Here is a 20,637-nt window from a genome sequence, read left to right on the forward strand (position 1 = left end):
CGGTTCGCTACCGCCCCGCAACCCAAGCCTGTGTCGTCGCCAGCATTTGCGCCGCCCGTTCGTTGAAGTCCGGCCACCCCTCCCGCAACGCGATCGACCGTTCCTCGACCGCCACCGGCAGCCCCTGTGGCATCGCACCCAGCAGCGCCCCGATCGGCAATCCCCCCGCGCCCAGCGCCACCCGTCCGTCAATCGCCTCGGTCAGGATCGCGTCCGCGTCGGCCGGGTCCGCGCCGGGGTCGGGCGCGTCGCATAATTGCACATAGCTGAGCCACGCAGGCGGCACCGCCGCGACATCCGCCAGCGTCCCGCCCGATCGCCGCCAATGCAGCGCGTCGATCAACAGGCCCATAGCCGGATGATCGATCGCGCGCAAAATCGCGCTCGCCTGCGCGATCGTCTTAACCTCGGTAAAAATGCCGAATTCCAGATTGATGCGGATCGCATCGCCCGCCCGTTCGGCCAAGATCGCCAGCTTGTCGCGCGTCGCCGCCATGTCGGGATCGCTACTGACGCACAGCACGTTCCGCGCGCCCAGTTCCATCCCCACATCGACCAGCCGCAGATGATCGGGATCAGGCGGCCCCGGCTTGATCCACACCACTTCGATGTCGATCAGCGGCAGGCCCGTGTCGCGCAACGCCGCCTTCACCTGCCGCGTCGTCGCATCCGTCCACTCCGCCGCCTCGAACCACATGCCGCCATAGTCGAACCCGGCCCGCGCCGCCGCCTCCACCAATTGCAGCGGCGTCGCTTCGGGCATGATGCCCGACGCCATGCAGAGCGGTGGCAGCGGGCGCGTCACGCCCCGGCGGCAGCCATCGCGGCGGCGACCGACGCCTCAATATCCGCCTTGGTCGGATTGGCGCGCAGCGTCAGCCCGCCATTCACCTGCAAATTCTGCCCCGTCATGAAACAGCCGTCACTCGCCAGGAACACGCACGCCTCGGCCACATCCTCCGACGTGCCATAACGGCCCAGCGGATAGCCCTTGCGAAACGCATCCATCAATCCGGGCACCGCCGCGGCATCCGCCGTCATCGGCGTTTCGGTGATGCCGGGCGACACGCTGTTGGCGCGGATGCCCATGGTTCCGAATTCATTGGCGACGGTGCGAACCAGATGATCCGTGCCTGCCTTGGTCGCCATATAGGCGGCATGGTCGTGGAACATGATCGTCGCGGTCGCTGAACTGATCTGGATGATCGACCCGCCGCCGCGCCGCTCCATCGCCGGGATCAGCGCCTGGAAAAACTGGAACGGCCCGCGCAGTTGCAGTGCATACATGGCGTCCAGATCCTCTTGCGTCGTCTCCAGAAACGGCTTGAGCAACCCCCAGCCGGTCGCGTTGATCGCAATATCAACCCCGCCCAACGCCGCCTCGGTATCGGCCACCGCCGCCCTTATGCTCTGCTGATCGGTCATGTCGCAGGCGACGGCCACCCCGCCAATCTCGTCGGCAAAGGCGGATAGCGCGTCGGCCTTGCGCCCCGCCACCGCAACCCGCGCCCCTTCGGCGGTCAGGCGGCGGGCGATCACCTGCGCCATATTATCCTTGCCCGCCGCACCGACGATCAGCGCCAATTTGCCGTTCAACCTGCCCATCATCTCATCCTTCGCGCATCTATTTTGCGCGCCAAGGTAGCGGGCCGGGGCGACGCGCCAAACTCGGCTTTATGCTAGGCCGCCCGCGCCCAGCCCGGTGAAGCCAGCGCCGACAAAATCCACCATTCGCTCGACCATCGCGTCCAGCTCGCTGGAACTGAACCGCCCGCCCGACTGGCGATCCAGCATGCCGCTTTCGGCCAATATATGCGTGATCATGGCCTGAAAGAAGAAGAAGCCCCACTGCACATCGCCCTCGTCCATCTCCGGATGCAGCGCGCGCAACGCCTCGACATAGGCGGCGATCACATCGTCGAAATGCTGGCGAAACGGCGATATGAACGCTTCCTGCTGCGGCATGTTCGCCACCAGCGCCATCAACCGGATGTAGTTTTTCCAGCCCGCCCCGCCGCGCATTGATCGGTCGACGATCGGCGTGATGAAGGCGCGGATGATCGCGCGGCGACGTGTCGACTGATCGCCCGCGACCTGCCGCGCCTGCACCAGTGCGTCCGCCATGCCCGCCACATGCGCGTCGGCCCGCCGGTCGATCACCGCGCCGAACAAATCTTCCTTCGACCCGAAATGATAATGGGTCAGCGCGACCTGCACCCCGGCCTGCGTCGCGATGTCGCGCAACGACACGCCATGATAGCCCCGGATCGAAAAGAGCGACTCCGCCGCGTCCAATATCCTGGCCGCCGTATCGGGCGCGCGTCGGCGATCAAGTTTCGGCGCCGCCGCCCCCTCCGGCCCACCTGTCGTTTCCGCTAGTTTCAACGCTTTCCTGCCCATCGGACAGCTATGGCGAAGATATTGACAGGCAGCAACCGATCGGGGTAAATTTAGTCGATCGTTCAACTAAAAAATAGCGAGAGGGTATCATGACCATCGAGTCTTTCCTGGGCCGCGCGATTGCCGCCTATGATCCGCCCGTGCGCGGTGACCGTATCACGGGCGAACGCTATCATGAAAAACGCTGGGCCGACGCTGAATGGGCGCATGTCTGGACCAAGGCTTGGCATATCGGCGGCATGGCCGCCGACCTTGAAGATGCAGGCGATTTCCTGACCCATAATATCGGCCGGGAATCGGTGGTCATGCTCTGCCAGGAGGATGGATCGGTCAAAGCCTTCTACAATGCCTGCAAGCATCGCGGCTATCGCCTCGCCTGGACCGAAGTCGGCGGCTCGCCCTTCCTCACCTGCGGCTATCATGGCTGGAAATATGCGCCCGACGGCACGCTCGCCCATGTGCAAGACCCGGATGATTTTCCCGGCGGCTCGCCCTGCGGCAAGGTGAAGCTGGAGGAAATTCCCTGCACCGTCTGGGGCGGCTTCGTCTGGTTCACCATGGATCGCGACGCCGCGCCGCTGAAGACATGGCTCGGCGCAGCGGGCGAACAGCTCGAACAATGGCAGATGGGCAAGATGACCCGCGTGCTGGCGCTCAGTTCCGACGTGCCCTGCAACTGGAAGATCATCCGCGATAATTTCAACGAAAGCTATCACCTCCCCAATCTCCACCCGCAGATCGCCGGGTCGATCGACGACGCGCTGGAAGGCACCATCTTCGAGATGAACCCCGAAGGCCATAATTGCATGATCATGCGCGGCCTCAAGCCATCGGGCCGCTATCCGACTTCCGACATTCTCGAAATGCCGCTGGCCCAGGCGCTGGAATATTGGGAACTGGACCCCAAGGATTTCGAAGGCCGCGCCAGCCAGGCCCGCGACGCCATCCTCGCGCAAAAGCGCAAGCTCGGCGCAGACAAGGGCTATGCCCATTATGCGACCATGGGCGACAGCGAGATCGTGGATTATCACCATTATACGCTCTTCCCCAACATCACCTTCACCATGTGGCCCGACGGGTTCCAGCTGTTGCGGTCCGAACCGCACCCGACCGACCCGGAACGCTGCATTTTCGACCATTGGTTCATGGCGCATGAAATGCCCGGCAGCGATGTCGTGATGGGACCGATGGGGCCAACCCCCTTCCAGCATGTTGAGCGCGAAAAGATCGAATTTGGCACCAAGTCGCTGGGCGATGTCGCGGATCAGGATTTGAGCGTCGCGATCGGCCAGCAGCTTGGCCTGCATTCGCGCGGCTTTACCGGCGGCATCCTGCCCAATCAGGAAAAGCGGGTGCAGCTTTTCCATGAAAAGCTGAATGACGTCTGCGGCATCCATGACTGATCCCGCGCTGATCGACACCCTCGTCGCCCGACAGCAGATCGCCGACCTGACGGCTGCCTATTGCCGGGGCGTCGATCGCGCTGACGCGGCGTTGCTGGGTTCGCTCTTTCATCCCGACAGCCATGTCGAAAGCGGCCCCTTCAACGGCAGCGGTCAGGATTTCGCCCGCGAAATCTGCGCCATCGTCCGCACCGTCTTTACGCAGACCAGCCACGCCAACGCGCATCAATGGGTGGAGGTCGATGGCGACAGCGCGAAGGGCGAAACCTATGTCACCGCCGTCGCCACCCCGCGCGGGCAAGAGGGCGACCCCGTCCACATGCTGACCGGCGGCCGCTATCTCGACCGCTTCGTCCGCACCAACGGCACATGGCAGTTCATCGAACGGCGCTTCGTGTGCGACTGGGTCGTCCGCCAGCCCGCCGGTGGCGGCGAAGACCTTTATGCCGGTTTCCTGCGCGGCGCGCAGGGACCGACCGATCCCGTCCATAGCCTCTGGGGAAACACCGCATCATGACCGCCTCCGTCAATCGTCGTTTCCTCCTCGTCTCCCGCCCCGAAGGCTCGCCGCGCGAAAGCGACTTCCGGCTGGAGGACAGCCCCGTCCCCACGCCCGGCCCCGGCGAAATCCTCATCCGCAACCATTATGCCTCGCTCGACCCCGCCATCCGCGGCTGGCTTGACGATGCACCAAGCTACCTGCCGCCGATCGCCATCGGCGATCCGGTGCGCGCCTCCACCATCGGCACGGTCGAGGCGAGCGGCGTCGATCGGTTCAAGCCCGGCGACTGGGTCATGGGCCTGAACGCGATCGAGGCATATAGCCTCGTCACCCCCAATGACTTCATGCACCCGATCGACGTGTCGGCGGCCCCGTCTGTCACCAGCTACCTGTCCGCCATGGGCGCGGTCGGCCTCACCGCCTGGTTCGGCGTCAGCGACGCGATGCAGCCGCACCCCGGCCAGACCGTGCTGGTCAGCGGCGCGGCGGGCGCGGTCGGCTCGATGGTCGGGCAACTCGCCAAATTGCGCGGCGCGCGGGTGGTCGGCATTGCGGGTGGCGCGACCAAATGCGCGCGCCTGACCGATCGCTATGGCTTCGACGCAGCGATCGACTATCGCGGCAAGGATGAAGCGGCGCTCGCCGAGGCCATAGCCACGGCCTGCCCGGACGGCATCGACCATGTCTTTGAAAATGTCGGCGGTGTCTGCCTCGACGCGGCCTTGCGCCACATCAACCAGGACGCGCAGATCCTCCTGTGCGGCCTTATCTCCGAATATAATGGCGATCCCCACGGCGCGCGCAACATCTGGCAATTGATCGTCAAGACCGCCACCATGCGCGGCTTCCTCATCGCCCGCTATGCGGACCGCTTCCCCGAAGGCAGCCAGGCCATCGCCGCGCTGATCGGCGAGGGCAAGCTCGTGTTCGACGAACATATCGAACAGGGCATCGACAACGCCTACCCCGCCTTCATGCGCCTCTTCGACGGCACCAACGACGGCAAGATGATCCTGAAACTGGTCTGAAATTCCTCCCCTTGCAGGGGTCGAACGGAGTCACGTGCCTCCGTTCGAGGACCACGAAGTGGTGGAGGGGTGTCACCCTATCAAGGGCGCGATACCCCTCCCCTCACACCCGCACGATCTGCTTCCCCCTATTCGCCCCGGTAAACAGCCGCGCCAGCGCCGCCGGGGCCGCTTCGAACCCCTGCTGTTCATCGACCTGCCATTGCAGCCGTCCCGCCAGCACCAGCGCCGCCAGCCGGTCGCGCATCGCGCCCCAGCGCGGCTGTTCGTCCAAGATGATGAACCCTTCCATCCGCGCGCGGCGCAGGATCAGGTTGAAATAATTGCCCGGCCCGGCAATCTCGCCACCCTGTTCATAGCGGCTGATCCCGCCGCACAGCACCACCCGCGCGCCGATCGCCAGCCGCGCCAGCATCGCGTCCAGCACCACACCGCCAACATTGTCATAGACGATATCGCATCCCTTGGGGGCCAGCGCCTTCAACTGCGCCGCCACCTTGCCCTCGCGATAGTCGATCGCCGCGTCGAACCCGGCCTCCTGCGTCAGCCAGGCGCATTTTTCCGCGCCACCCGCAATGCCGATGACATGGCAGCCCGCGACCTTGGCCAATTGCCCCGCGACCGACCCCGTCGCCCCGGCCGCGCCGGACACGACCACGACATCGCCCGCCACCGGGCGGCCGATCGCGTGAAAGCCGTGCCAGGCGGTCAGGCCCGGTATCCCCAGCACCCCCAGCATCGCATGGGGCGGCAGGTCGGGGTGGCAGACATCGAAGCCCTCGCCATCGCTCACCAGATATTCGGTCCAGCCGGTCATCCCCGCAACCATCGTGCCGACCGGCCAGCGACCATCCCGGCTCTCGACCACCTCCGCGACGCCCATGCCACGCATCACATCGCCAAGCTCAATGGGGGCGACATAGCCGCCGAAATTTTCCATCCACCCTTTTTGCGCGGGTTCAAACCCCAGCCAGCGCACCGCCAGCAGCATCTCGCCCGCGCCCGCCACCGGCATCGGCACGTCGGCCAGGCGAAAGTCGCCATCGGCCAGCGCGCGCCCTATCGGTCGGTCCGCCAATTGCCATTGCCGCATCATCGATTCCCGCTCCATCGTCACGCCTTGCCCAAGATGATCTGCGCCGCGCGCCAGCCCAGCGCCATTGCGGGCGCATTGGTGTTACCGCTAATGAGACGCGGCATCACTGAACAATCGGCAACGCGCAGCCCCTCGACCCCATGGACCCGCAGCGCCGGATCGACCACCGCATCGTCCGCCGCGCCCATCCGGCATGTCCCTACGCCATGCAATCCACTGGTCGACAGCGACCGGAAACTCTCCAGCAGCGCATCGTCATCCTGCACCGCCGCGCCGGGGATCAGTTCCTCGCCGACATCGCCCGCCAGCGCCGCCTGCCCCACATAGGCGCGCATCAGCCGGATCGCCGCAATCGCCGAACCCTTGTCCGCTTCGCTGTCCAGCCAGTTGGGCGTGATCGCCACACCGTCCCCCGGTTCGCGCCCCCGCGCCTGCACCTCCCCCTCGCTGCTCTGCCGCAACAGGCTGCCCGACACGGTCAGGCCGGGCCGCTTGTCGATATTGCCGAGCGGTACCGCATCATTCGCATCGCCCAGCGCGAACATATAGCCGCTCAGGTAAAGCTGTAGGTCGGTGCGCGGTCCCGTGACTCCGGTGGAGAGGAACGCGCCAACCTCGAACGGCCCGGTCGCCATCGGCCCGTCCCGCCGCAGATAATAGCGCGCGACCGACGCCATCAGCCCCAGCCCTTGGTAATGATGCTGGATGCCGCTGTTCCGCCGCAAGCGGAACGGCATGGAGTAGGACAGATGTTCCAGCATATGCCGCCCGACATGGCGGTTATGATGGCGCACCGCGATCCCGCTGGCGGCCAGCGCATCGCCATCGCCGATCCCCGACCGTTGCAATATCTGCGGGCTTTCGATCGTCCCGGCGCAGACGATCACCTCGCCATCGCAATCCACGCTGAACGGCCCGCGTTCGCCATGGAGCAGTTCGACCCCGACCGCGCGGCCATTGGACAGCCGCACATGGCGCAGCAGCGTGTCGGTCATCACCGTGAAGTTGGCGCGTTGCATCGCCGGACGCAGGAATATCTTGGCCCCGCTCTCGCGCCGTCCGTTGCGGATATTATGGCAATAATAGCCAACCCGCCCCCCGACCACGCTGTTGAGATCATCGGTGCGCGGCAGGCCCATCTGCTCGCCCGCCGCGATCAGCCGCTCGGCGAGCGGATAGCGATAGGTGCGCGGCGTCACATGCACCGGGCCACCTTCCCCACGCAATGCGCTGCCGCCCAGCCCATGATCCTCGATGGCGCGAAAGGCCGCGATCATCGACCCGGCATTCCATCCGGTCGCGCCTGCCGCTTCCCAATCGTCATAATCCTGCGGCTCGCCCCGGCTCCAGATCATGCCGTTGATCGCTGACGATCCGCCCAGCCCCTTGCCCCTGATCCACATCTCTTGCGCCGGTTCGTCCGGGCGGCGCGGCTGGGCGACCGGATAGGCCCAGATATGCGCGGGGTTGGACACCAGCTTGGCAATCCCCTTGGGCATGGCGATCAGCGGCGACCGATCCGGCCCGCCCGCCTCGACCAGCAGTACCCGGTTACGCGGATCGGCCGACAATTGTTCGGCCAGCACGCAGCCGGTCGATCCCGCGCCGATGATGATATAGTCGAACCGTTCAGGCAGGTCGGCCATGCGTCGCTCCTCTGCGCTGTGGGTTCAGGCCTTGTCGCGGTGATCGCGCTTGATCTTCTTGGCCAGGCTCCATTTATGGACTTCGGTCGGCCCGTCATAAATGCGGAAGGCGCGGACCTCGCGGAATATTTGCTCGACTATCGTGTCGCCGGTGACGCCCGTGCCGCCCATCACCTGCACGCATTTGTCGGCGATCCGCATCAGCGCCTCGGACACCGCAACCTTCGCCATCGAGCTTTCGACGGTGCCGAGCGATCCGCCGTCCAGTACGCTGGCGCACCAGTCGATCATCAATTCGCTTTGCTGGATGTCGATCCAATTTTCCGCCAGCATGAAGCCGACGCCCTCATGATCCACCAGCGGCTTGCCGAACGCCATCCGGCGGCAGGCATAGTCCGCCGCAATCTCCTGCGCCCGGATGCACCCGCCCAGCCAGCGCATACAGTGCGACAGCCGCGCGGGCGACAGGCGGATCTGCGCATATTTGAACCCCTCGCCGCTCTGCCCCAGCATCTGGTCGGCGGGCACGCGCAGATTGTCGATCGTCACGATCGCATGGCCGCCGGGCATCGAACTGTCGATCGTGTCCAGCACCCGCTCGATGCGGATCGCGGGATCAGGCAGGTCCACCAGGAACATGCAGGCGCCGTCATCGGACTTGGCCATGACGATCCCGACCATCGCCCCCTGCGCCCCGGTGATGAACGCCTTGCGCCCGTTGATGACCCAATGATTACCATCGGGCACGCAGGTCGTCTGCATCATCGACGGGTCCGACCCCGCGCCGCCATCGGCCGCCGGTTCGGTCATGAAGAAGGCGGAACGGCCGCGTCCGTCCAGCAGGGGCTTAAGGAAATGCGCCTTCTGCTCGGCCGTGCCGACCTTGCCCAGCAGATATATATTGCCCTCGTCCGGGGCCATGGTGTTGCAGGCGAGCGGCCCCAAGGGCGACAGGCCCGACTTGATCAGCACGGTGGCCGTCTCGCGCTGGGTCAGGTGCGATCCGTCGGGCAGGACATGGGGCGTCAGCACGCCTGCCGCCCGCGCCTTCTCGCGCAATTCCATCACCAACTCGTCGCTCGGCCCGTGAAAGCCGCAGCGCGGATCGCCTTCATAGGGCACGACAACCGTGCGGACGAATGCCTCGACCCGATCGGCGATTTCCTGCGCGCGCGGCGTACTGAACATGGTTTCTATCCTCTAGGATCAGTTGAACTGGATCGGGCGCAGCGGGTCGGTCCCGTCGAAATCCTGCGCGGCCCGCGCCACCATGGCGTAAAAATCCGTCAGTTGCGGCACCGGCGCATAGAGTTCGGTCATATGCCCCTGCGTTGCGACCGTATCGACAAAGGCGAAGACGAAACTGTCATTCATCTCCGCGCGGCAGGCGAGGTCATGGCCCGCCGCCGCGAAGTCCTTGATCGCTACATCCACATCATCGACGAACAGCGCGACATGGTGCAGCCCCTGCGCGCCGGGCTGCGCGAACATGTCGCGAAAGGCGGATGGCCCATCCCCATTTTGCTGGACGAATTCGATCATGATATCGCCCCACTGGCCATAGGCGGAGCTATGGTCGAGCGGCCGCTCCACCCCGCGATGCACGCAGCGCCGCAGCGGAATATGATCGGCGATAAAATAGGGGCCGGACCCATGGAGCCGATGATGCGCCAATGCGGCAAGGCGCACGTCCGGCACGAAATAGGCCAGTTGCCGGATCGCCAGCCGGTTCATCAACGGCCTTGTCCCTGCGCCGTCCGCCGCCCGATCGCCGCCAGTTCGGGCAGCGTATCGACCAGCGACTGCGCTTCGGGCGACGATGCGGTGCCCCGCGCCATCCGCCCCTTGATGCCATGGATGATCGCCGCGAACCGAAACATGTTGAAGGCGAGGTAGAAGGGCAGATTGTCGATCCCGTCCCGCCCGGTCCGCGCGCAATAGGCCGCGACATAGTCCGCCTGCGACGGAATGTTCAGCGCGGCCAGATCAGCGCCCTTGAACCCGCCGATGATATGCGGCGGCAGGTGATACATCATCAGATGATAGGTGAAATCCGCCAGCGGATGGCCGAGCGTCGACAGCTCCCAGTCCAGCACCGCCAGGATGCGCGGTTCCGTGGGATGCCAGATCATATTATCGGCGCGGAAATCGCCATGGACGATGGTCGTCTCGTCGCCTGCCGGAATCTGGCCCGGCAGCCAGTCGGCCAGCCAGTCCATATCCTCGTTCCGCCCCGCCGCTTGATCGTCGCGATATTGCCGCGACCAGCGCGCAATCTGCCGCGCGAAATAGCTGCCCGGCTTGCCATAGTCGCCCAAGCCGATCGCCTGAGGGTCGATCCCGTGCAACTGCGCGATCGCCGCATTCATCGCGTCGAAATAGGCAGGCCGTTCCTGCGGGGTCAGCGCAGGCAGGGTCGAATCCCAGAAGATGCGCCCCTCCACCATGTCCATGACATAGAAGGGCGTGCCGATGACTCCGGCATCTTCGCACAGGCCATGGACCGGCGCGACCGGGAAGCCCGCCTGCCCCAGCGCCGCCAGCACCCGATATTCTCGCTCCACCGCATGGGCGCCGGGCAGCAGCGCGCCGGGGGGCTTGCGCCGCAGCACATAGGCGCGGGTCGGCGTCAGCAGCCGATAGGTGGGGTTGGACTGACCGCCCTTGAATTGCTCGACCGACAATGGCCCGGCATAGCCAGCGACATGCGCGTGCATCCACGCATCAAGCGCCGCGACGTCGAACCCATGCCCCGCGCGCACCGCGCCGGTCCCTCCGAATCGCTCCTGCCGGTCCTCACTCACGGCTTCATCCTCTCCTGCGCTGGCTGTCCCATTACGCCATGGGGCGTCGGGCAGGGCTTGTCCCCTGTCCTTTGTTTCAGGTGCGCACCCACCTCTCGAAAATCGCAGTTAGCAAGCCACGGGAAATAGCGCATCCCGAACAATGAAACGAAGCCGCACCAAGCAGGCCATTCGTCAAGCGCCGTAAAGAACGCACTATAGGGGAGAGTATATGCAAAGGAATCTTTTGGTCCGTCCAGTCATGCTGGCACTTGGCAGCACGCTGCTATGGGCCATGCCCGCCACCGCGCAGGACCAGACCGCCCAGCCCCAGGCCGACGCCCAGCAGGCCGACCCCAATGCCATCATCGTCACCGCCCGCCGCCGCAACGAAAGTTTGCAGGATACGCCGGTCGCGATCACCGCCGTCAATGCCGCCATGTTGGAAAACAAAGCTGCGGTGAATATCGGCGACCTGACCGGCGCTGCGCCGAACCTGCTCATCACTAACCAGAATGCGGGTGCCGCCGCCGCCAATCTCGCGATCCGCGGCCTCACCTATGCCGACGTTGAAAAATCGCAGGAGCCGACCGTCGGCGTCGTGGTCGATGGCGTGTTCATTGGCACCAGCACCGGGCAGTTTTTCGACTTTTTCGACATTGAGCAGATCGAAGTGCTGCGCGGTCCGCAGGGCACATTGTTCGGCCGCAACACGATCGGCGGCGTCATCAACATCCGCCGCACCCGCCCGACCGGCGAGTTCGGTGCCAAGATGGAAGTCTCCTACGGCAAGTTCGATTCGCTCGCGACCCGTGCGGTCGTCAACGTGCCGCTGTCCAACGACGGCAGCGTCGGGGCCAAATTCTTCTATTTCCACAGCGAGACCGATGGCTGGTATCGCCAGGCGCAGACCGGCGAACGGCGTGGCTTTAGCAATAACGAGAATTTCGGCGGCTCGCTCCTGTTCGCGCCGCAGGGCAGCGGCTTTGATGCCCTGTTCACGCTGGAAAAACAGGTTCAGAAGTCGGACCCGGTCGTATCCAACCTGACCCAGACCGGCGAAGCCTTTTGCGGCCTGATCCCGGCGATCGAGTGTAACCGGAACAATCGCGGCGATCTCTACACCGTCTTTGGTCAAGCCAACGTCACCAACTATTCCGCGCCCGCCGCCACGCTGGAAATGAACTATGATCTTGGCGACATCAAACTCACCTCCGTCACTGGCTGGCGCGATTCGCGCGAGAATCAGACGCAGGATTTCGACGGTTCCTCGACCGATCTCTATTATGTCCGCCGCCAGCAGCAATATGAGCAATGGAGCCAGGAAATCCGGGCTGCGGGCAAGCTAAGTGACAGTTTCGACTATGTCGTCGGCCTGTTCTACTTCAGCTCCAAATATGAACTGGCGCAGTATAGCCGCGTATTCGGCTTCGCGCCCGACGTCGATCCGCTGATTTTCGATACCAATCCGCAGGTGGTCAACGGAAAGACGAAGTCGATCGCCGCGTTCGGCGATTTCAACTGGGCCTTTGCCGACCAATGGCGCCTGTCCTTCGGCGGCCGCTTCACCCGCGACAAAAAGTCGCTCGACAATAGTTTCGGCGGCATCGAAATCGGTCGGGGCACGGACACGTTCAAGAAGTTCACGCCCAAGGTCGGTGTCGATTTCCGCCCGAACAGCGACATGATGTTCTATGGTAGCTGGTCGCAAGGCTATCGGTCGGGCGGCTTCTCGCCCCGCGCCGGAACGGCCGCCAGCGCCGGCATCGCCTATCAGCCCGAAGTCGTCGATAGCTTCGAAGTCGGCGGCAAGTTCGACCTGTTCGACCGCAAGCTGCAATTCAACGTCGCGGCCTTCTATTCCAGCTACAAGGATCTGCACCAGAACAACACGTTGAGCTGCCCATCCTGCGCCACCGGCAACGAGACGATCACGTCGAACGTCGGTTCCGCGAAGATCAAGGGGCTGGAATTTGACTTCACCGCCCGTCCCACGACGCAGCTTACCATCACGGGGTCGATGGGCTTGCTCGACTCCAAGTTCAAGGGCTTCATCGTCGGCGGCCTCTCGCCTGTATCGGGTGCGGTCGTTCCCTATGACTATTCGCGCAACGACCTTATCTATAATCCGAACATGACCGCGTCGCTGGCCGCCGACTATACCATTCCGACCGGCTTTGGCGAAGTCATCGCGAATTTGAGCTATCGTTATATCGGCGCTTATGACCAGCAGATCTCGCTTGGGCCGCTATCGGGCGACCTGACCAACGGGCCGATCATCGTCAATGGCAATGACCCGCGTGTGCGGACGGACAAGCAGGGGCTGGTCGATGCCAGCCTGACGACCAAATTTGCGCTGGGTGGCACCGAAGCCCGCCTGACCGTCTTTGGCCGTAACCTTGCCAATGACCGTGGCCCGACCCACGGCTTCACGGTGGGCGGTCTGTGGTCCTTCGGCACCGCCCGCGAACCCCGCACCTATGGCGCGACGCTGGGCGTCAAATTCTGATCCCTGTCACAGTCTGAAAAGCCAAAGGCCGGGGCGCAATCCCCGGCCTTTCTTTTGGTAGCCGCTCCGCCCTCAGGCACAAAAAAGGGCGTCGGAGCCATAGCCCCGACGCCCCATCATCCGATCAATCGGGAGTTACAGATCGCCGTTGATATATTTCATGATCGTATTCTGGAACTGACGGATCTGGATTTCCTGATAATTGGCCAGTTGCACCTTGTCGTTCAGCGAGGCTTTCAGGCCCGTCTGCACGTGCGGCAGATTTTCCATATCCTGCTCGAACACATCGCCCAAAATGCCCAGTTCCGGCGCTTCGGTCCATTTCTGGTCGACCGACAGGAATTTCATCGGCGGTGCCTTGGGATGCTCCTGACCCGGTGGAACGCGGGTCAGGACACGCACTTCCATCAGACAATGGTCGACATCGTGCCAGGGCCGCCAGCGATAGACGATATTGGGCTGGAACCCGGCCCAGGGGCTGAAATTGGGAAAGACATTATAAAGCAGCGCATCCATCATCTCCGCGTCGGATGCAAAGCTGACATCATGGCCGAACATGGCGGTGGTGGTTTCCCGCAGCGATGCGCCCAGGGCCGCGCGCGCCGTGACGCCCTCTGGCACCTTGACATTATAGCCGCCCGCCGCCGCTTCCTTATCCTCATAATTGTCGGACGACCGGCCATTATATTTGACGAACTCGTCGACGATCCACTGCTCCGCCTTGTCGGTCGGATCAACATGGGGCGACATGGTGCCGAACGGCGTCACCGTCAGGTTCACATAGTCGCCATAGATATTGTACATCGAATTGGCGTCGCCGGTGAACGGCAGCAATTGCGGATGAGTGACGACGGTGTGCCAGCTTTCCATGAAAGCCTCCATCACCACCTTCCAGTTGGCAGGCACGACCTTGCCCACCCACATGGCCGTCGCACATTCCTCCTGCCGCCAGCGCTTAAAATGCTCCGGCATGGGCGCGAGAAACTCGTCGAGCGTCGGCCCGTCTGCGGCCTCACGAATGAAGATATAGCCAGCCCAGCGGCCGACGCTGATTTCCGGCAGGGACATCTCCTCGTCTTTCAGATGCGAGAAGTCCCAGCGGCACGGAATCTGCTTGATCGACCCGTCATTATTCCAGGTAAAGCCATGGAAGGGGCATTGCAGTTCGGCCGACCAGCCATCGCCGGTCTTGAGCTTGCGCCCACGATGCAGGCAGACATTGGCGAAGGCCCGAACCGAACCATCCTCCTGCCGGATCAGCAGGAAGGATTTGCCCACATTCTCATAGACGACATGATCGCCCGGCTCCGGCAATTCCTCTTCCCGCGCCGCAAACTGCCAGGTGCGCGGCCACATCTTCTGCTTTTCCAGCTCGAAAAATTCAGGGCTGGTATAGCGGCTGGCCGGGATCGGTTCCGACCCCAGATTTTCATATTCGTCGGTGTAAAGAAATTCGGGAACCGGATTGGTATCCGCCAGCATCAGGTCGCGGACGCTCGTACCGGGGCAGCGCGGCAGCGGCGCGCCTTTGATCCGGGGATCGCTTTCAGCCATCACTCTCTCTCCTAAATTCTCGCCCGCCCGGCTGCGCCACACAGGCGGCGCGCCGAATCCTTGGTCGCTTGTTCAAATATAGCGACGCGATCACTGCGCGACCATCCCCCCATCGACGACAAATTCGCATCCGGTGATGTAGCGCGCATCGTCCGACGCCAGGAACGCGACCATGGAGCCGATATCGGCGGGTTCGCCCATGCGGCCCATCGGGATCGTGGCGACGATCTGGTCGAATATCTCCTTATTATCGGCGATCGCCACCTGCTGCATGTCGGTCCAGATCATGCCGGGATGCACCGTGTTCACGCGGATATTGTCACGCGCGGTCTCCAGCGCGACCGACTTGGAAAATAGCCGCACGCCACCCTTGCTGGCGGCATAGGCGGCGGTGCCCTGCACCCCCACCAGGCCTGCGATCGAAGACAGGTTGACGATCGACCCGCCATGCCCCTGCGCCCGCATCTGATCGACGGCGACCTTGGTGCCGAGATACACGCTGTCGAGATTGACCGAAATCTGCTTGTGCCAGTCCGCCGAGGTCATCTCGCTCATCGGCCGCAGCACGGCGATGCCGGCATTATTGACCAATATGTCGATCTTGCCGAAGGCCGCAATCACCGCCTCGATCACCTTGGTCCAGACCGCTTCGTCGGTCACGTCCTGCGCCATCGCCTGCGCTGAAAAACCCTGCGCCCGCAATTCCGCAGCCCGCGCATCAACCGCCGCGCCATCCAGGTCGGTCAGGAACAGGCTCGCCCCCTGGCCCGCCATCTTGAGCGCGGCTGCAAAGCCCAAGCCATTGGCGGATGCCGCCCCGGTCACCAATGCCACTTTGCCGTTAAGGTCGATCATCATGCGCCAGCTATCCTCTTGTCGAACTGTTTGGGGCGCAGACTGGCCATTATGGCGTACCGTGCAACTAGCGCTAGTCAGAGTCCCCGCCGCGCCGGGCCGCCCTACCTATCACCTTACCGAGTTCCGGCAGGACGGCGCACGCGCTATGCTGCACGTCAAAGCCAATCGGCTATGCCATGAGAGAGGGTTTGCAATGGGCTATCATGACGTTATCGGCCAGGAAGCCGAAAAGATGCTCGAATATGTCGAGACGGGCACCACCCACAGCGCCACCGACACGATGGAAGTGCCCGCCGCCGTCTATACCGACCCCGCCTATTTCGAGCGGGAGAAGGCGGAAATCTTCATGAAGCTCCCGCTGCTCGCCGCGCTGACCGCCGAAATGCCCAATCCGGGTGATTACAAGGCGATGGAACTGCTCGGCAAACCCGTCCTCATCACCCGCAAGAGCGACGGCACGGTCGCGGCGATGCTCAATGTCTGCACCCATCGCGGCATGATCCTGAAGCCCGAAGGCCATGGCAATGCCAAGCGCTTTTCCTGCCCCTATCATGCCTGGACCTACAGCAATGACGGCAAGCTGATCGGCGTCGCCGAACCGCAGAAATTCGGCCCCATCTGCAAGGAGGAACGCAACCTCACCGCCTTGCCCGTGGCCGAAGCGGGCGGGATCATCTGGGTCTGCCTGACGCCGGGGCTGGAGTTCGACATTGCGGCGCATCTGGGCGGGATGCTCGATGATCTGAATGCCTATGGCCTTGGCGACTGGCATTATTGCGGGTCACGCCGCATCTATGGTCCCAATTGGAAGATCGCCTATGATGGCTATCTGGAGGGCTATCATTTCGCCGCGGCGCACCCGACCACCATCCATCCGCGCACCTTCAGCAACATCATGCACTTCACCGCCTTCGGCCCGCATATGCGCGTGGGCTATCCCCAGGTGCGGATCAAGGAAGCGCTGGGCGCGATCCCGCGCGCTGACTGGGGCGAGCATGAGAATGAAGGCTATGACTTCGTCCGCACCATCTTCCCCAATATCTCCATCTTCTTCGCGCCCGAAATCACCCAGGTCGCTCAGCTCATCCCCGGCGACACGCCCGGCAGCAACATCACCAACCTGATGTTCATCCGCCGTGAACCGCCCAAGGACGACGCCGACGCAGCCGCAATCGAAGGCATGATGGACTGGCTGCGCGATGTCGTGAACGACGAGGATTATGGCGTCGGCCTGCAAGTGCAGAAGGGGCTGGAATCAGGCGCGATAAAATCGGTCATCTTCGGCCGCAACGAGCGCGGCAACCAATATTTCCACAACTATGTCGACTATCTCCAGCGCGCCGACCCGGAAGAAAGCCCGCCGGAATTGTGAGGCGGCGGGGAGCGGTAGGACAGCATCCCCTCCCCGTTCGCCCTGAGCCTGTCGAAGCCTGTCCTGAGCGCCTGCCTTGGCAGGCAGTCGAAGGGGGGCCTTCTTCTTGAAGAGAAGTGCAGGGCTTCGACAAGCTCAGCCCGAACGGACTTGAGGTAAGTCCGAACGGGCCTTGCGCTTCCGCCCCTACAGCGTCGTCACACCCTCATTCAACCGCACCACCGTCTTGCCCGTGGTCACGCCCGACATCAGGTTGATGAAGGCGCTCGGCGCATTTTCGATGCCGGTGGTGACATTCTCCTGCGCGATCAGCGCGCCGGACCGAATCCATTCGCCCAATTGCGCCTCGGCCTCTTCCAGCATGTCGAGATGCTCATAGGCCAGGAACCCGCGCATCGTCACCCGGTTGACCAGCACCTGCCACAGGTTGCGGATGGGATAGGGTTCGTCATGATTATTATAATTGGCCATCATGCCGCAGGTCACGATCCGCCCGAACGCCGCCATGTTGGGCAGCATCGTGTCGAGGATCAGCCCGCCCACATTGTCGAAATAGACGTTCGCCCCGTCCGGGCAGGCCGCCTTGATCGCAGCATCCAGGTCCGGCTCGGCGCGATAGTCGATCGCCGCGTCGATGCCGAAGGTGCCGGTGACCAGATCCGCCTTGTCCTTCGACCCGACGATGCCGACCGACCGGCAGCCCGATAATTTGGCGACCTGGCACCCCACGCTGCCGACCGCTCCTGCCGCCGCGCTCATGACGACGGTGTCGCCCGCCTGCATCTCGCCGATCCGCTTCAATCCGACATAGGCGGTGATGCCCGACCAGCCGAGCGCGCCCATATAAGCGGTCAGCGGCACGCTGGGGTCGACATGGACATTTTCGATCGCGAAATTGCCGGGGTTCAGGATCGAATATTCCTCCCACCCGACAAAGCCCCGGCCATAATCGCCCTCCTTGAAGCCCGGATTGCGCGACTGTATCACCCGGCCCAGCACCATGGTCGGGATGATGCCGCCGATCGGCGTCGCGGGCAGATAGCTGTCGTCGCGATCGTCCAGCATCCCGCGCACCGCCGGATCAATGGCGAACACTTCGTTCTGGATCAGGATTTCTCCCTCTTCCAGTTCGCGCACTTGCCCTTCGACAAGGCGAAAATTCTCCGGCACGGGCACGCCATGCGGGCGCGAGGCAAGGACGATCTGGCGGTTCAGCAAGGCAGTTCTCCAGCTTGGGCGCGCGTTGGGCGCGTCTTTGACCCGGCTATGCCCTTACCCGTTCAAAGGCGACACTGACGAAATGCACAGCTTCCCTGCTGAGAAGAAATCCTCCCCTGGCAGGGGAGGTGGCTGGCGTAGCCAGACGGAGGGGTGTCGCCCTATCGTGAGGGTGACACCCCTCCACCACCCGCTACGCGGGCGGTCCCCTTCAACAGAGTCACGTGCCTCTGTTTAACCTTACAGGGGAGGATTTTGATCGACCCCGCACCGTCCCATGCCGAAATTGCAAACGCCATGAAAAAGAAAGCGCGCGAAGCCGGATGGCTCCGCACGCTCTAGGGAATCGCGCCATGAGAGGGGGGAGATCAGCGCGAAGCGTATTGGCGTCCTTTACTGGCGACGGCCCAGCGCTGGGGCGTTGCGCCCGGCGCGGCTTCGCGCACGAAGCACTGGCCGCGGCGCGACTGAACGATGCGGCAGGCGCTCATGGCGTCGGCTCGGCTGGCAAAGCCGCTGATCGCGAGGCGGTGGAATATCTTGCCATTGACGGTCGCCTGGCTGGTCAGCACGGGAAAGGCCGACAGCATGGCGTTGCCGCCCGCCATCTGCATCCATTTTTCCTTGGCGATTCCCGCACTGTCATAGGCACCCAATTGCACCACCCAGTTGCTCGCGCCGCTCGCGACCGGCTTGATGAAGGCCACCTGCTGCATCCGCGCGGCAGGCGCGACGGCGGCGGGCTGCGCCTTGACTGCGGGCTTGGGCGCTGCAACCGGCTTGCCCGAACGATCCTCGATGATGAAGTCGCGCGCGGCGACGCGCACCGGCTTGGGGTCAGCCTTGATGACCGGCGCGGCCTCGGCCACGGGTGCTGGCGCAGACACGGCCACCTGCACGGGGGCCGGGGTCTCGACGACCGGCATCGGATCGGCTTGCGCCATCTCGACCGGCGCAGCAGCAGCGGACGGCGACGACAAAGCCAGCGCCACCGGCTGCCCCCTATCATTGGGATCAATCGTCACGCCCATCAGCGCCGCGACGCGCATCGGCGCCAGCGATGGTTCGGCGATCTGCGCCCAGTCGGAAATCCGCTTGTTCGCGGCGAGCGGTTCCATATCCATGCCCGCGACCATCCGCGCATCCTTCCAGCGCCCGGCCAGCGCATAGGCATAGGCCAGATTCTGGCGCGTGCGCGCGGTTGCCGCCGGGTCATGAATAGCCTGCGACAGAACCCGCACGCCCTCCTGCGGATCGCCCGCCATCGCCATCGCAAGGCCATAGTCGCCCGCTGGCACGCGCTCGGCATGGGCCACAAGCAGGCTGCGCGCATCATCGGAACGCCCCTGCGCCACCTGCACCAGCGCCAGGCTGACGATCGTGCCGACATCGCCATTGCCCAGCGTCATCGCATCGCTCAGCGCCGCTTGCGCCGAGGCAAAGCGCCCGGCTTGCACATAGGCGCGGCCCAAAAGCTGGCGATAGGCGCCATTGTCGGGCGCGAGTTGCACGGCGGCTTCGGCGGCGGCAATCGCCTTGGTCGCGTCGCGTGATGCCAGCGCCTTTTCCGCGATAGCCGCCTGCTTGGCGGGATCGCCCTTGGGCAAACCGACTGAGGCCGAGGGACGGAATGCCGCCCCGGTACAGCCAACCATCGTGGTGGCGACGAGCAGCGATGCGATCGCCGCCTTGCCGAATGTCGTGCGCTTCATATGCCTACCCACTTTCATGCCATGTCGCCGCGCATCTGCGGCAGCTGCTGAGTCAGCCGGTCGATTTCCGGCAACGTGTCGATGAAGTCATCGAGCGCCTGCGTAACAATCTGTTGCGCCGACCGTCCTGTGACGGCGCAGGCAAGGCGCAGTTTCAAATGGCGTTCAGCCTCTAGCCGCAGCGTGAAGGCGGCCTTGCGACCCGGTGCCAGTGCGGGTGCCGGTGTCGGCGCGGCTTTCTTGCGCGGCGCGGGCGCGACTTTGATCCGCTCGGCCAATTCCTCGCGGGCCAGCACAACCGGCGGCACAGCCACGGGCGTCGTCATCGGCGTCAGGCCGATCGCGACCGGCGGTTCCTCGACCGGGCTCGGTACCGGCTCCACATCGAAGCCCATATCGTTCCAGCCCAAATCATCCTGCGGCACCGCATTGCCGACGGTGCGGCCAAAGCCCATCATCGGGCGGCGCATCGCGGGTTGCGCGGCACCCTTGCGCGCGAGCAGGCCCGACGTCAGCGAGGCGAGCGGCTTGGGTTCGGCCATGACGCCTTCCTCCC

General features: G+C 63.9%; 18 protein-coding genes. 5 read left to right on the forward strand and 13 right to left on the reverse strand.

Features of this window, described 5'->3' with window-relative positions; genetic code table 11:
* Positions 1–7: 7 nt before the first annotated feature.
* From J2W40_RS11840 to J2W40_RS11850, 3 genes are all read right to left on the reverse strand, one after another.
* Positions 8–805, reverse strand: a complete 798-nt coding sequence (locus tag J2W40_RS11840; RefSeq protein WP_310224976.1) for a sugar phosphate isomerase/epimerase family protein — start codon at positions 803–805, stop codon at positions 8–10.
* Positions 802–1,605: an SDR family NAD(P)-dependent oxidoreductase gene (locus J2W40_RS11845; RefSeq protein WP_310225190.1), complete on the reverse strand. Its 804-nt coding sequence runs from the start codon at positions 1,603–1,605 to the stop codon at positions 802–804. Before J2W40_RS11845 ends, J2W40_RS11840 begins: the two co-directional genes overlap by 4 nt.
* Positions 1,606–1,674: 69 nt before the next feature.
* The gene (locus J2W40_RS11850) at positions 1,675–2,400 is read right to left on the reverse strand and encodes a TetR/AcrR family transcriptional regulator (RefSeq protein ID WP_310224978.1); all 726 of its coding nucleotides are present in this window, start codon (positions 2,398–2,400) and stop codon (positions 1,675–1,677) included.
* Positions 2,401–2,489: 89 nt separating this feature from the next.
* Between J2W40_RS11850 and J2W40_RS11855 the strand changes: the two genes are divergently transcribed.
* From J2W40_RS11855 to J2W40_RS11865, 3 genes are read left to right on the forward strand one after another with little or no spacing between them, the layout of a single operon-like run.
* A complete protein-coding gene (locus tag J2W40_RS11855; protein ID WP_310224980.1) occupies positions 2,490–3,803 on the forward strand; it encodes an aromatic ring-hydroxylating oxygenase subunit alpha in 1,314 nt (437 codons plus the stop codon).
* Positions 3,796–4,320 (forward strand): nuclear transport factor 2 family protein, encoded by a 525-nt coding sequence (locus tag J2W40_RS11860; RefSeq protein ID WP_310224982.1) that lies wholly within the window; start codon positions 3,796–3,798, stop codon positions 4,318–4,320. Before J2W40_RS11855 ends, J2W40_RS11860 begins: the two co-directional genes overlap by 8 nt.
* Positions 4,317–5,333, forward strand: a complete 1,017-nt coding sequence (locus tag J2W40_RS11865; RefSeq protein WP_310224984.1) for an NADP-dependent oxidoreductase — start codon at positions 4,317–4,319, stop codon at positions 5,331–5,333. Before J2W40_RS11860 ends, J2W40_RS11865 begins: the two co-directional genes overlap by 4 nt.
* A gap of 103 nt (positions 5,334–5,436) precedes the next feature.
* On the opposite strand, the gene J2W40_RS11870 is transcribed toward J2W40_RS11865, so the two are convergent.
* The 5 genes from J2W40_RS11870 to J2W40_RS11890 are packed head-to-tail and all read right to left on the reverse strand — an operon-like array spanning position 5,437 to position 10,879.
* Complete coding sequence (locus J2W40_RS11870) at positions 5,437–6,444, reverse strand: NADP-dependent oxidoreductase (protein ID WP_310224986.1); 1,008 nt, start codon at positions 6,442–6,444, stop codon at positions 5,437–5,439.
* A 2-nt stretch (positions 6,445–6,446) separates the two neighbouring features.
* A complete protein-coding gene (locus J2W40_RS11875) occupies positions 6,447–8,075 on the reverse strand; it encodes a GMC family oxidoreductase (RefSeq protein ID WP_310224988.1) in 1,629 nt (542 codons plus the stop codon).
* A gap of 24 nt (positions 8,076–8,099) precedes the next feature.
* Positions 8,100–9,263, reverse strand: a complete 1,164-nt coding sequence (locus tag J2W40_RS11880; protein ID WP_310224990.1) for an acyl-CoA dehydrogenase family protein — start codon at positions 9,261–9,263, stop codon at positions 8,100–8,102.
* Positions 9,264–9,281: 18 nt separating this feature from the next.
* Positions 9,282–9,809, reverse strand: a complete 528-nt coding sequence (locus tag J2W40_RS11885; protein ID WP_310225193.1) for a VOC family protein — start codon at positions 9,807–9,809, stop codon at positions 9,282–9,284.
* Complete coding sequence (locus tag J2W40_RS11890; RefSeq protein ID WP_310224992.1) at positions 9,809–10,879, reverse strand: phosphotransferase; 1,071 nt, start codon at positions 10,877–10,879, stop codon at positions 9,809–9,811. The genes J2W40_RS11885 and J2W40_RS11890 overlap by 1 nt, the downstream gene beginning before the upstream one ends.
* A 211-nt stretch (positions 10,880–11,090) precedes the next feature.
* Here J2W40_RS11890 and J2W40_RS11895 point away from each other — a divergent pair, with 211 nt between their 5' ends.
* Positions 11,091–13,367 (forward strand): TonB-dependent receptor, encoded by a 2,277-nt coding sequence (locus J2W40_RS11895; protein ID WP_310224994.1) that lies wholly within the window; start codon positions 11,091–11,093, stop codon positions 13,365–13,367.
* A gap of 135 nt (positions 13,368–13,502) precedes the next feature.
* Here the strand turns inward: J2W40_RS11895 and J2W40_RS11900 are convergent, their stop codons facing one another.
* Both J2W40_RS11900 and J2W40_RS11905 read right to left on the reverse strand, forming a co-directional pair.
* The gene (locus J2W40_RS11900; RefSeq protein WP_310224995.1) at positions 13,503–14,921 is read right to left on the reverse strand and encodes an aromatic ring-hydroxylating oxygenase subunit alpha; all 1,419 of its coding nucleotides are present in this window, start codon (positions 14,919–14,921) and stop codon (positions 13,503–13,505) included.
* A gap of 90 nt (positions 14,922–15,011) precedes the next feature.
* Positions 15,012–15,779, reverse strand: coding sequence for an SDR family NAD(P)-dependent oxidoreductase (locus J2W40_RS11905; RefSeq protein ID WP_409050368.1), 768 nt, complete (start codon positions 15,777–15,779; stop codon positions 15,012–15,014).
* 193 nt (positions 15,780–15,972) lie between these two features.
* Between J2W40_RS11905 and J2W40_RS11910 the strand changes: the two genes are divergently transcribed.
* Positions 15,973–17,151 carry an aromatic ring-hydroxylating oxygenase subunit alpha gene (locus J2W40_RS11910; protein WP_310224997.1) on the forward strand — a complete coding sequence of 393 codons (1,179 nt, stop codon included), beginning with the start codon at positions 15,973–15,975 and terminating at the stop codon, positions 17,149–17,151.
* 186 nt (positions 17,152–17,337) lie between these two features.
* Here J2W40_RS11910 and J2W40_RS11915 read toward each other — a convergent pair whose 3' ends face one another.
* From J2W40_RS11915 to J2W40_RS11925, 3 genes are all read right to left on the reverse strand, one after another.
* Complete coding sequence (locus J2W40_RS11915; RefSeq protein WP_310224999.1) at positions 17,338–18,369, reverse strand: NADP-dependent oxidoreductase; 1,032 nt, start codon at positions 18,367–18,369, stop codon at positions 17,338–17,340.
* A 368-nt stretch (positions 18,370–18,737) separates the two neighbouring features.
* Positions 18,738–20,081: an SPOR domain-containing protein gene (locus J2W40_RS11920; protein WP_310225001.1), complete on the reverse strand. Its 1,344-nt coding sequence runs from the start codon at positions 20,079–20,081 to the stop codon at positions 18,738–18,740.
* A gap of 14 nt (positions 20,082–20,095) precedes the next feature.
* Entirely contained in the window at positions 20,096–20,623 is a 528-nt protein-coding gene (locus J2W40_RS11925; protein ID WP_310225003.1) for a hypothetical protein, read from the reverse strand.
* Between the last annotated feature and the right edge of the window lie 14 nt (positions 20,624–20,637).

The sequence above is a fragment of the Sphingobium xenophagum genome (genome assembly GCF_031457465.1).
Lineage (GTDB): Bacteria > Pseudomonadota > Alphaproteobacteria > Sphingomonadales > Sphingomonadaceae > Sphingobium > Sphingobium xenophagum_A.